Raw genomic sequence first — 12,181 nt, forward strand, 5'->3', positions numbered from 1 at the left:
GTCAGGCCCTCCGGGCGGCGAGCCGCTTCTGGAGGATGCTGCGCTCTTCGCCATAGCCGGTCTGGTAGTGCCGTGTGACGATGTCCTTGGCCGCCATCCACTGTTGAACCGGCTGCCGGTTCGCCATCGTTTCGGGCAGTTCGATCTCATCGAAGCCGCAGGCCAGCGCCTCGGCGAACTGGTCGGCGATCAGCGGCCCGGACGCGCGCAGCGTGCCGTCGAAGCCAGCCCGGCGCAGCCGCTTGGCCAGCGACAGGCCGCGGCCGTCGGAAAACGCGGGAAACTCCACGGCGATGAGGTCGGCCGCGTCGAGATGCGGGGCAATCTCCTCGATCGTCGCGCTGTTGGGCACCGACAGGCCGAAGCGCAACTCCGGCAAGACAGCGAGCACGGCGTCGGCCAGGGCCAGCGGCATGATCACCGGGCCCTCGGTTTTCGTGGCGACCTCGGCGGTGTCGACGCGGGTGTAGGCGTCCGGCTTCGCGCCGGTGGCGGCGATCAGCGTCATGCGGCGTCCTTTCGAAGGCTTTCCCGGCCGGCGACATAGGCGGTAAAGCCGGCCTTGAACGGCTCAATTCCCGCGCGGCGCACGGTTTCGATGAATTCCTCGCCGTCCTGCCGCTCGCCGAGATAGGTTTCGACGATCGATTCGATCGCGCCCGGCACGTCCTCGGCGTCGATGCCGGGGCCAAGCCGTTCGCCGAGGGCGGCGTTCTCGGTGGCATCGCCGCCGACGGTGATCTGGTAGTTTTCCTTGCCGGCCTTTTCGAGCCCGAGAATGCCGATCGCGCCGACATGATGGTGGCCGCAGGCATTGATGCAGCCGGAAATCTTGATCGGCAGGGGCCCGATTTCCAGCTGGCGCGCCTCGTCCGCAAAGGTCTTGGCGATGCTCTGCGCGATCGGGATCGATTTCGCCGTGGCCAGCGCGCAATAATCGAGGCCGGGGCAGGCGATGATGTCGGTGACGAGCCCGGCGTTGGCCGTATGCAGCCTTTCCGCCTTCAGCGCGGCGTAGACCGCCGGCAAATCGTCCTGTTTCACATGCGGCAGGACGAGGTTCTGGCCATGGGTCACGCGCAACTCGCCGAAGGAATAGCGCTCGGCGATATCGGCGAAGGCGCGCATCTGGTCGGCGCTTATGTCGCCGGGCACCTCGCCGATGGCCTTGAGCGACACCGTCAGGGCGATGTAGCCAGGCTGGCGATGGGCAAAGCCGTTCTGCTCGACGAACCGGGCGAGGCCGGGGTCGCTTGCCCGCGCCGCCGCGAGAGTCGTGGAGTCCTGTGGCAGATCCTCATAGGCGGGGGCTGCGAAATAAGCCGCAATCCGTGCGACTTCTTCGTCCGGCGCGTTGATCGACGGCCCGTCGAGCTTGGCGAATTCCGCCTCGACGCGGCGGCGGAATTCCTCCTCGCCGGTCTCGTGGACGAGGATCTTCACCCGCGCCTTGAACTTGTTGTCGCGCCGACCTTCCGAGTTGTAGACGCGCATGACGGCTTCCAGATAGGCGAGCAGCTCGTCCTTCGGCAGGAACTCCCGGATCAGCTTGCCGATCATCGGCGTGCGACCGAGGCCGCCACCGACCACGATTTCGTAGCCGATCTCCCCGGTCTCGGGGTGCCGCTTGATCTTCAGGCCGATGTCATGCGTCTTGATCGCCGCGCGGTCGTGCTCGGCGCCGGTCACGGCGATCTTGAACTTGCGCGGCAGCCAGCCGAACTCCGGATGCAGGCTCGACCACTGGCGAATGAGTTCACCGGTTGGCCGCGGGTCCTCGACCTCGTCGGCGGCGACGCCGGCGAACTGGTCGGCGGTCACATTACGAATGCAGTTACCGGAGGTCTGGATGCAGTGCATCTCGACGTCGGCGAGCAGATCCAGGATGTCCGGAACGTCCTTCAGCTTCGGCCAATGGAATTGCAGGTTCTGGCGCGTGGTGAAGTGGCCATAGCCCTTGTCGTAGGTGTCGGCGATGTGTGCCAGTTGGCGCAGCTGGCGCGCATTCAGCGTGCCGTAGGGCACCGCGATCCGCAGCATGTAGGCGTGAAGCTGCAGATAGAGCCCGTTCTTCAAACGCAGCGGCTTGAATTCATCTTCCGACAGCGAGCCGTTGAGACGCCGCTCCACCTGACTGCGGAACTGGGCGACCCGCTCGCGCACGAAACGCTCGTCGAATTCGTCGTAGCGATACATGATCGTATCCTTTGATGGTGCTGTTGAAGGCGCCGGGCGCTTTGGCCTGTCGCCTCTCGTAGAGCGTTCAGGCGGGCGTCGGGTAGTCGGCCTGCTTGCCCATGTCCGGGTGAATGGACGGACCCTTCTGGCGCATCGCATCGCGAAAATGCCGGGCGACCGGAAGGCCGGTGCCTTTGAGATCGACCGGCACGAGATAGGGGTCGACCACGACATTAGCGGCGAAGGCCGTCTTGCCTTCGGCGTCCATCGCCTCGGCGGTTTCGGCGTCGAAGGCGATGCGGGCCTTGGACGGGTCGAGCGTCCAGCCTTTATCGGCGAGGAACACCACGTCTCCATCGAGGAGGTGGTTCGCCATCAGGATCGCCGGAAGCTTGTCACCCCGGACCTTCGATCCCGCGCGGTGGTCCTTCGCCATTGTCATCTCCCTTGTCGCTGGTCCATGCGGGCCAATGGGCCGGGCCAGTGTTCGGTCGATGATAGATAAGCCGAATCGCGCCGGTCAGCGGCGGCGTCGATTGCCTTGTCGTGGTGCAAGGAGAAAGAATTTCCTGCCCCGGACGGACTTAGCGACAGGATCGTTCCAGATTGGTCTGGGACGCGCGGCCGGGCGGCCTCAGATCGGCTCGCCCTTGAGAAGACGCGGCGACGGCCCGCGCGACAGGCCGGCGGCCTGGCCGATGAAGAAGTCCTTCAGGGGCGGGGCGCGGTCGACCAGCGACAGTCCGAAGCTGCGGGCCGCCCGCAGCAACGGGTTGTCGTTGGAAAACAGGCGGTTCAGGACATCGGTGGTGATGCCCATCTGGACCGTGTCGAAGCGCCGCCAGCGCTGATAGGTCTCCAGCACGTCGAGCGCGCCGATATCGAGGCCGAGACGGTCCGCCTCGACGATCGTCTCGGCCAGCGCCGCGGCGTCCTTGAAGCCGAGATTGAGGCCCTGGCCGGCGATCGGGTGGATGCCGTGCGCGGCATCGCCCGCGAGCGCGATCCGCGGCTTGACGAAATCGCGCGCCAGCGTGAGTCCCAACGGAAACGCGCGGCGGCCGCCCTCGACGGTCAGCGCGCCGAGCTTGTGGCCGAAGCGCTGTTCGAGTTCGTGATCGAACAGCATCTCGTCGGCATTGACCAGACGCTCGGCCTCGCGGGTCGGCTCGGTCCAGACGAGCGACGAGCGGTTGCCCTTGAGCGGCAGGATGGCGAACGGCCCGGAGGGCAGGAAATGCTCCTCCGCCCGGCCTTCGTGCGGGCGCTCGTGGGCGACGGTGGCGACGATGCCGGATTGGCCATAATCCCAGTGGACGGTGTGGATGCCGGCCATGTCGCGGATCGTCGAGCGGACACCGTCACAGGCAATCAGCAACCGCGCGTCGACCGTTCCGCCGCCGGTGAGGGCGACGCGGATCGCCGCCATCTGCCGGTCGATGCCCGACACGGCCATGCCTTGCCGGATGTCGATGCCGAGCGCTTTCGCGCGCTCGCGCAGGGCGCCGTTGAGGGCGGTGTTCGGCAGCATGTGCGCAAACGGCTCGCCCGGCTTGGCCTCGCCGCCGAAGGTGAGAAACACCGGACGGACGGGGTCGGAGGTGCGTGAATCGGTGACGATCATCTCGGTGATTGGCTGCGTCTCGTCCTTGACCTTTTCCCAGATGCCAAGCCGCTCCAGCATCCGCACGGCGGCGGCTGCCACGGCGGAGCCGCGGCCATCCTTCTTCCAGACCCCTTCAGGCGCGGCGTCGACCAGGACGATCTTGAGATGCGGCGCGGCGTCGGCGATCGCCACCGCCGTCGTCAGGCCGACATAGCCGGCTCCGGCGATGACGATGTCGGCCTGCTCGGCGGCTGTCGTCGCGGCTCTGGTGTCGGACATCGAAGTCTCCTTGCTCGCGCCCCTCGTGCGGCGCGGTCGGTGCGGATCGCTAAAACCGGTTGACCACGCCCGGTATATTGGTGCAACGCCGCGAAAGGCGAAGGGGTGCGTGGCTCCCCGCGACTGGGGAGTAGATTAGGATGACCGAGGCCGTTGAAAAGCTCCTCCATATCCTCGATCTCGAACGCATCGAAGAAAATCTGTTTCGTGGCATCAGTCCGGATCAGAGCTGGCAGCGGGTTTTCGGCGGCCAGGTGATCGCCCAGGCGCTGGTCGCCACCCAACGTACCGTCCCCGCCGACCGCCATTGTCATTCGCTGCATTCCTATTTCATGCGTCCGGGCGACCCCGCAGCGCCGATCATCTACGATGTCGACCGGATTCGCGATGGCGGCTCCTTCACCACCCGGCGCGTCGTCGCGATCCAGCATGGCCACGCGATCTTCTCGCTGTCGGCCTCCTTCCAGAAGGACGAGGACGGGCACGACCACCAGGTGACGATGCCGGACGTTCCCGGTCCCGACGATCTCCCGCATGGCGACGATCTCAAGGAAACGATCCTGAAACGGGCGCCTGAGCCGGTGCGCCGCTATTGGCTGCGGCCCCGGCCGATCGAGTTCCGGCCGGTCTCCTTCGACCATTATCTGACCCGCGACAAGCTGGAGCCGGTGCAACAGGTCTGGGTCCGCTGCGCTAGCCCGATCGGCGACGATCGCAACCTGAACGCGGCGGTTCTTGCCTACCTCTCCGACATGACCCTCCTCGACACCTCGCTGTTCGCGCATGGGTTGTCGGTGTTCGACGAACGCATCCAGGCGGCCAGCCTCGATCATGCCATGTGGTTCCACCGTCCGGTCAAGGTCTCCGACTGGATGCTCTATGCGCAGGACAGCCCGTCCTCGTCAGGCGCGCGGGGTCTCACCCGTGGCTCGCTGTTCACCCGCGACGGAACGCTGGTCGCATCGGTGGCACAGGAAGGGCTGATCCGCCCCCGGCGCGCCCCGTCTGCCTAATTTTCAGCCAGATTTGCGGTTTTTGCCGCGCTTTTAAGCGGCGCTGAGCCCGTCCAACCGGCGGGCAACGCCGGTGGAAGCCGCCGTTTCGCACTGCAAAATAAGACCGAACGGTGGCGCGGCTTCCGTTTGGCACAAACCTTGATTCCTGAAGGTCAGTCATCGTCGCGGGCATGCTGCTCCGGCGAGTGATGGCTCAACACGGCGGCGCTTATGCGGCTGCCCAAGGTTCGAGGTGAACATGAAAATCGTGATGGCGATCATCAAGCCATTCAAGCTGGACGAAGTGCGCGAGGCGCTGACCGGCATTGGCATCCAGGGCCTCACCGTCACCGAGGTGAAGGGATATGGCCGTCAGAAAGGCCATACCGAAATCTATCGCGGCACCGAATACGCGGTGAGCTTCCTGCCCAAGCTGAAGATCGAGATCGCCGTTGCGCTCGACATGGTCGAGCCGGCGGTCGAGGCGATTCAGGCCGCCGCCAAGACCGGCCAGATCGGCGACGGCAAAATCTTCGTCTTCGGCATCGACCAGGCCGTCCGCATTCGGACGGGCGAAGTCGACGCGAACGCACTCTAAGGGGACCGACCACCCATGAATATCAAGAAACTCCTATTTGCCGGCTCCCTGCTGGCCGGGCTCGCCGCCACGGCGGCCTTCGCCCAGGATGCCGCCGTGCCGGCCGCCGATGCGGCGACCGAGGCCGTAGCTCCCACGGTCGACAAGGGCGACGTCGCCTGGATGATGACGGCCACACTGATCGTCCTGTTCATGCTCATGCCCGGCCTCGCCCTGTTCTATGGTGGCCTGGTGCGAGCCAAGAACATGCTGTCGGTGCTGATGCAGTGCACCGTGATCTCCGGCGTCGCCATCATCGTCTGGGTGGTGTGGGGCTATTCCTTCGCCTTCGGCGGCGGCACCAGCCCGTATTGGGGCGGCCTCGGCAAGCTCTTTCTTTCGGGCGTGACCGTCGATTCGACGGCGGCGACCTTCACCGATGGCGTGGCCTTGCCCGAATATCTGTTCATCGCCTTCCAGATGACCTTCGCGATGATCACACCGGCGCTGATCGTCGGCGCCTTCGCCGAGCGCATCAAATTCTCGGCGGTGGTGCTGTTCACGGTGCTGTGGCTGACTTTCGCCTACTTCCCGATCGCGCACATGGTCTGGGACGGCGCCGGCCTGATCTTCAACGGGACTCTTTCTGGCGGCGTCGGCGCGCTCGACTTTGCCGGCGGCACCGTCGTGCACATCAACGCCGGCATCGCAGCGCTAGTCGGTTGCTTCTTCGTCGGCAAGCGCACCGGTCTCGGCAAGGACATGATGGCGCCACACTCGATGACGCTGACCATGGTCGGCGCCTCGATCCTGTGGGTCGGCTGGTTCGGCTTCAACGCCGGTTCTAATCTGGAATCGACCGCGGGCGCGGTGCTGGCCATGATCAACACGTTCACCGCCACGGCCGGTGCGCTGCTCACCTGGTGCGTCATCGAAACCATGATGCGCGGTAAGGCCTCCATGCTGGGCGGGGCCTCCGGCATAGTTGCCGGGTTGGTCGCGGTCACGCCGGCCTGTGGCACGATCGGGCCGGTCGGCGCGATCGTCCTCGGCGGGCTTGCCAGCGCCGGCTGCTACTTCTTCGTCTCGGTGGTGAAGAACAAGTTCCAGTATGACGACAGCCTCGACGTCTTTGGCATCCATGGCATCGGCGGCATCATCGGCGCGGTTGGCACGGGCATCTTCACCGCCTCGTCGCTGGGCGGCGTCGGTTTGGCCGATGGCGTGTCGATGGGGGCCCAGGTCTGGGCCCAGATCGTTGGTGTGCTGGTCACGCTGGTCTGGGGTGGCGTCATCTCGGCGATCCTCTTCAAGATCGTCGATCTCGTCGTCGACCTGCGCCCGACGCTGGAGCAGGAGCGCGAAGGCCTCGATCTCGTCTATCATGGCGAGGCGGCCTACCACTCCTGATCGGACAACTTCGTCCCACCACATGATGAGAGGCAGGCGGTCAGCGCCTGCCTCTTTCGTTTTCAAGAGAAGGGTTCGATCACCGGGTTTGCGACAAGGCGGTGGCGGAGGGTTCATTCCTTTAGAACGTCGCGATATTCCGGCTTGCGATCGAATTCGGTCCGAGCGAAGGGGCATTGCGGAATCACCTTCAAATTCTCCGCGCGGGCCCAATCAACGCCGGCGGCGAGCAGTTTCCCCGCCAACCCCTGGCCACGATATCGGTCTGGAACGAAAGTGTGATCGAAGATGACGAGGGACTCGCCGACCCTGACATAGGTCATTTCGCTGTCGCCGTCCCCGGTCGTAAATCGGCCCTTGCTGCCGTCTGCCTCGTGCCGAATGTCCATCGTCCCGCCTCCTTATTCGATCATTGATAAGAGTGGCGGACGGTTTCGCGATGGCAAGATCGGGCGGCGTTTCGACTTCCGGATTCGCGCGCCGATCGTAAGCCGGTCTTAAGCTTAAACGGGTCTTAACCTCGGCTCCCTAATCTGGCCGCAAGTAGCGGGCCGGCTCGAAGGCACGATCCGCGTTGGACAAGACAGGCAGGGTCAGATGGCAACCACGGCGCCAGGCGGCAGCGAAACGACATTCCTTCGGCGGCAGGGCGAAATCGGCGCCGGCGCCGCGCTCATCGCGTTGGCGGGCTATCTCGGCGTCGCCTTCGCGACCTGGAGTGTGAGCGACCCCTCGCTCAGCCAGTCCAATCAGAACATGGTGGAGAACTGGGCGGGCCCCTCCGGCGCTATCGTCGCCGACCTCGCCATGCAGATTTTCGGCCTTGCCGCGGCGCTGCTCGTGGTTCTCCCAGCGATCTGGGGACTGATTTTGATGTCCGGCCATGCGATCGACCATATCTGGCGGCGTGCCTGGTATGCGGTTGCCGGGACCGTATTGGCCGCGGCCGCTCTCGGCTGTCTGCCGGCGCCAGCGGGCTGGCCCCTGCCGATCGGCCTTGGCGGCGTCGCCGGCGACCTCGTGTTAAAATTTCCGGCGCTGGCCACCGGGGCATATCCGCAAGGCTTCCTCGCGATCGTGCTTGCGTTGATGATCGCCGCGCCGGCGACCTGGCTGTTCCTCAACGGCGCCGGGGTGATCGATCGACGCCGTCCGGCACCGGTCACAAGCCGCCGTCGCAAGGCCTCGGTGGTCGAAGCAGACGACGAGGATGACGGCGAGGGGGAAGGCCGCCTGGCGCTGTTTTTCGGAGCATTGGCTCATACCGCCTATTCGGCGAAATCCGCCATCGGCCGGCGTCTCGCCGCCCGCCGCGAGGCCCGCGCGTCGAAGGAATTCGGCGACGGCTTCGCCAATTGGCGCGACAACGACGAGGATTTCTCCCCCTACCCGGCGCAAGGGCACGGCGACCGCCGCTCGATCCGCGTGTCCCAGCCTGAGCACATGGAAAACTATTACGAGGCGGATGCCGATGATGGGCGCGCGGAACTCGACGCTGGCTCCGCAATGCCTTGGGACGAAACGGATAATAGCGAAGAGCGCAATTTCGCGGATGGCGACTTTAGCGATGACGACGCCATGATCGTCCGTCCTGGTGACCGGGTGTCGCCCAACGCGGCGCCGATCCCCGAAGAGGGCGGCGGCTGGCGTGGGCTCTTGTCCGGCAACATCGTCGCCTTTCCCGGCCGCAAGGCCGCGAAGGACGAGCTTCCGGACGGCGCGGCTGGGGCATCCGGCCGTCCGGCCCCGGGACGCCAAGCGCGATCCAGCCAAGGCGTGCCGCACCAGCCGGTCGATCCGGGCGTGCGCGTCGTGCCGCAGGCAACCGTCACCGCCGAGCAACAGCGGCTGCGCGGCGGCTCGGGCCGGGCCGTCGCCCTGAAGCCGGCGACGACGGTCGCCGATCCCGTCCGCTTCGAACTGCCCTCCATCGATTTCCTGACGCCGCCGAAGCCGCGTAGCCGCGATTCTACCCTGTCGCCGGAAGCGCTGCAGGAGAACGCCCGTCTGCTCGAAGGCGTGCTGGAAGATTTCGGCGTCAAGGGCGAGATCATCGAGGTGCGCCCCGGCCCCGTGGTGACGCTCTACGAACTCGAACCGGCACCGGGCATCAAGTCGTCACGGGTCATTGGCCTGGCCGACGACATCGCTCGCTCGATGAGCGCCATCGCCGCGCGCGTCGCCGTCATTCCCGGCAAGAACGCCATCGGCATCGAACTGCCGAACCAGCGCCGCGAGACCGTCTATTTCCGCGAGATGATCGGCTCGGAGACCTTCACCCAGAACAAGAGCAAGCTGGCGCTCGCCCTCGGCAAGACCATCGGCGGCGAGCCTGTGATCGCCGATCTCGCCAAGATGCCGCATCTTCTCGTCGCCGGCACCACCGGCTCCGGCAAGTCGGTGTCGATCAACACGATGATCCTGTCGCTCCTCTACCGGCTGACGCCGCAGGAATGCCGGATGATCATGATCGACCCGAAGATGCTGGAGCTGTCGGTCTATGACGGCATTCCGCATCTGCTCGCCCCGGTTGTGACCGATCCGAAAAAGGCGGTCGTCGCGCTGAAATGGACGGTCCGCGAGATGGAGGACCGCTACCGCAAGATGTCGAAGGTGGGCGTCCGCAACATCGACGGCTTCAACGCGCGCGTGAAAAGCGCGCTGGAGAAGGACGAGACGATCTCGCGCACGGTCCAGACCGGCTTCGACCGCGAAACCGGCGAGCCGATCTTCGAGACCGAGGAATTCGATCTCGAGCCGCTGCCCTACATCGTCGTCATCATCGACGAGATGGCCGACCTGATGATGGTCGCCGGTAAGGACATCGAAGGCACCGTGCAGCGCCTGGCGCAGATGGCCCGTGCCGCCGGCATCCATGTGGTGATGGCGACGCAGCGACCCTCGGTCGACGTCATCACCGGCACGATCAAGGCGAACTTCCCGACCCGCATCTCCTTCCAGGTCACCTCGAAGATCGACAGCCGCACCATCCTGCAGGAGCAGGGCGCCGAGCAACTGCTCGGCATGGGTGACATGCTGTTCATGGCCGGTGGCGGCCGCATCCAGCGCGTCCACGGTCCGTTCGTGGATGACAGCGAGGTCGAGCAGATCGTCGCGCATCTGAAAAGCCAGGGCGTGCCCGACTATCTCGACTCGATCCTGGAGGACGAGGACGAGGACGGCGACTCCGGGTCGTCCGGCGGCGGCGGTGGCGGGGAGGTCGATGAGGGCGCCGACCTTTACGATCAGGCGGTGGCGATCGTGCTGCGCGACGGTAAGGCCTCGACCTCCTATGTCCAGAGGCGCCTGTCGATCGGCTACAACCGCGCCGCCTCGATCATCGAGCGGATGGAGCGGGAAGGGATCGTCGGCGCGGCAAACCACGCCGGCAAGCGCGAGATCCTGGTGCCGACGGAAGACGACCGCATGTGACCGATGACGAAATGGTTAGGTTTTCGCCATTGGGGCGCCCCATTGCGGGGCGAATGATGCGACCCGACATGAAGGGGCGAGACGAAATCCGCGTCGCGCCCTATCTGGTTCGGCGAGACGAAGGGCAGACTTCGGAATAAGGGAAGCCTCCACCACCATGGCGAAAAACGATACAGTCCACCGATCCTTCCGCGCAGCGCTCGTTCGCGGCGTGGCCTCGGCATTCATCGCGGCAGCGGCCCTTGCACCGCTCTCGGTAGGTCCAGCAGCGGCCCAGTCGAGCGCCGCGGCGCAGAAGATCGCCGACCATTTCTCCGGCATTCCCTCAATGCATGGCACCTTCATGCAGTTTGATCCGAACGGCCGGCAGACCGAGGGCAAATTCTACATCGAACGGCCCGGCAAGGTTCGCTTCGACTATTCAGGAACGCCGCTCCGGGTGATCTCCGACGGCTCCAATGTCGCGGTCAACAACAAGAAGCTGAACACATGGGATGTCTATCCCCTGTCGAAGACCCCCTTGAAGCTGTTGCTCAACCGGCGGATCGATCTTTCGGCGGCGAATATCCAGAGCGTCAAGGAAGAGCCCGATCTCACCACCATTGTCATGGGCGACAAATCGGTATTCGGCAATTCGCGCATCACCATGATGTTCGACCCGAAATCCAACGAACTCAAGCAGTGGACGATCCGCGACCAGCAGGGCAAGGACACCACGGTGATGATCTACAACGTCAAGAAGGGGGGCGATATCAAGGATTCCTCCTTCAAGATCCCCTATACGGCGATCGCCCAGGGCCAGACCGGCAACTGAGGCTGCCGTTTCATTCGTCTACCGTCACCGGGGCCGCCTTTGGGGGCGGCCCGTTCTGTATCCTGCGCTTTCTCCGCCTCAGGCGAAGATGATGTCGTTCTGCAGGTCAGAGACATTGGCGACATTATAGACATTGAGCTGCGAGCCGTCGGTGAAGTCGAAGCGCACGTCGGTCCCGGTATCGGTGGCGAAGGCAAGCGCGGCGTTGGCGCTGGAAAAGCCGAAGCTGCGCAGGTCGATCCGGTCAGAATTGTCGGCGAAATCGGCCAGCGTGTCGGAGCCGGCGCCGGGCGTGAAGATGAACCAGTCGGCGCCGTCGCCGCCATAGATGACGTCGTTGAGGCCGCCGCCATCGATGACATCGTTGCCACCGAGCCCGTAAATGACGTTGCTCCACATGTCGCCATAGAGAATGTCGGAGAACTGGCTGGCGACGATGTTGTTGATCAGGTTGAACGTATCGCCCTGGGCCTCGCCGCCGGTGCTCGCAGTGACATTGGAGATGTCGACCCGCACCGCCGTGCTGGACGTGTAGTAGACCGAATTAAACCCGGCGCCGCCATCGAGATAATCGGCGCCGTCGCCGCCCTCGAGATTATCATTTCCATCGCCGCCGTAGAGATAATCCAGGAAGCCGTCGCGGCCGTAGAGATTGTCAGCGCCCGCTAAGCCGTAGAGGATATTGCTCCACTGATCGCCGAACAGCGTGTCGGCGAATTGGCTGCCGATGATGCCGTCGACGAAATTGAACGTGTCGCCGGCCGCCTCGCCGAGGCCTGATACCGGCCAGCGTTTGATCTGACTCGGTTGTGATTTTCTTATTTTCGCTGCGCGTGATTCCCTGTCCCGGCGAAGGGAGCGGGCGAGCGATGGCATTGAAGATCACCGAG

At 64.8% G+C, this 12,181-nt stretch carries 11 protein-coding genes; 5 read left to right on the top strand and 6 right to left on the bottom strand.

Features of this window, described 5'->3' with window-relative positions; genetic code table 11:
- Window position 1 precedes the first annotated feature (1 nt).
- The 4 genes from VQ045_RS10440 to VQ045_RS10455 all read right to left on the bottom strand — a co-directional run bounded on the left by VQ045_RS10440 (window position 2) and on the right by VQ045_RS10455 (window position 4,063).
- The gene (locus VQ045_RS10440; protein WP_327622805.1) at window positions 2-508 is read right to left on the bottom strand and encodes a DUF934 domain-containing protein; all 507 of its coding nucleotides are present in this window, start codon (window positions 506-508) and stop codon (window positions 2-4) included.
- A complete protein-coding gene (locus tag VQ045_RS10445; RefSeq protein WP_327622804.1) occupies window positions 505-2,196 on the bottom strand; it encodes a nitrite/sulfite reductase in 1,692 nt (563 codons plus the stop codon). The genes VQ045_RS10440 and VQ045_RS10445 overlap by 4 nt, the downstream gene beginning before the upstream one ends.
- Before the next feature lie 67 nt (window positions 2,197-2,263).
- Window positions 2,264-2,614, bottom strand: coding sequence for a DUF2849 domain-containing protein (locus VQ045_RS10450; protein ID WP_331830050.1), 351 nt, complete (start codon window positions 2,612-2,614; stop codon window positions 2,264-2,266).
- 198 nt (window positions 2,615-2,812) lie between these two features.
- On the bottom strand, window positions 2,813-4,063 hold the full coding sequence (locus tag VQ045_RS10455) for a ubiquinone biosynthesis hydroxylase (protein ID WP_331830051.1): 1,251 nt from the start codon (window positions 4,061-4,063) through the stop codon (window positions 2,813-2,815).
- 140 nt (window positions 4,064-4,203) lie between these two features.
- On the opposite strand from VQ045_RS10455, the gene tesB reads away from it, so the two are divergent.
- The 3 genes from tesB (at window position 4,204) to VQ045_RS10470 (ending at window position 7,045) form a co-directional block, all read left to right on the top strand.
- A complete protein-coding gene (tesB, locus tag VQ045_RS10460; RefSeq protein WP_331830052.1) occupies window positions 4,204-5,076 on the top strand; it encodes an acyl-CoA thioesterase II in 873 nt (290 codons plus the stop codon).
- A 241-nt stretch (window positions 5,077-5,317) separates the two neighbouring features.
- On the top strand, window positions 5,318-5,656 hold the full coding sequence (locus VQ045_RS10465) for a P-II family nitrogen regulator (protein ID WP_327622800.1): 339 nt from the start codon (window positions 5,318-5,320) through the stop codon (window positions 5,654-5,656).
- 15 nt (window positions 5,657-5,671) lie between these two features.
- Window positions 5,672-7,045: an ammonium transporter gene (locus tag VQ045_RS10470; RefSeq protein WP_331830053.1), complete on the top strand. Its 1,374-nt coding sequence runs from the start codon at window positions 5,672-5,674 to the stop codon at window positions 7,043-7,045.
- Window positions 7,046-7,158: 113 nt separating this feature from the next.
- On the opposite strand, the gene VQ045_RS10475 is transcribed toward VQ045_RS10470, so the two are convergent.
- Window positions 7,159-7,434 carry a GNAT family N-acetyltransferase gene (locus tag VQ045_RS10475; RefSeq protein ID WP_331830054.1) on the bottom strand — a complete coding sequence of 92 codons (276 nt, stop codon included), beginning with the start codon at window positions 7,432-7,434 and terminating at the stop codon, window positions 7,159-7,161.
- 208 nt (window positions 7,435-7,642) lie between these two features.
- Here VQ045_RS10475 and VQ045_RS10480 point away from each other — a divergent pair, with 208 nt between their 5' ends.
- Together VQ045_RS10480 and VQ045_RS10485 are read left to right on the top strand one after the other, a co-directional pair.
- A complete protein-coding gene (locus VQ045_RS10480; RefSeq protein ID WP_331830055.1) occupies window positions 7,643-10,477 on the top strand; it encodes a DNA translocase FtsK in 2,835 nt (944 codons plus the stop codon).
- A 157-nt stretch (window positions 10,478-10,634) separates the two neighbouring features.
- Window positions 10,635-11,291, top strand: a complete 657-nt coding sequence (locus VQ045_RS10485; RefSeq protein WP_331830056.1) for an outer-membrane lipoprotein carrier protein LolA — start codon at window positions 10,635-10,637, stop codon at window positions 11,289-11,291.
- Between the two features lie 78 nt (window positions 11,292-11,369).
- Here VQ045_RS10485 and VQ045_RS10490 read toward each other — a convergent pair whose 3' ends face one another.
- Window positions 11,370-12,167: a calcium-binding protein gene (locus VQ045_RS10490; protein ID WP_331830057.1), complete on the bottom strand. Its 798-nt coding sequence runs from the start codon at window positions 12,165-12,167 to the stop codon at window positions 11,370-11,372.
- Window positions 12,168-12,181: the final 14 nt, after the last annotated feature.

This window comes from Aurantimonas sp. E1-2-R+4, from assembly GCF_036549515.1.
GTDB lineage: Bacteria > Pseudomonadota > Alphaproteobacteria > Rhizobiales > Rhizobiaceae > Aurantimonas > Aurantimonas coralicida_A.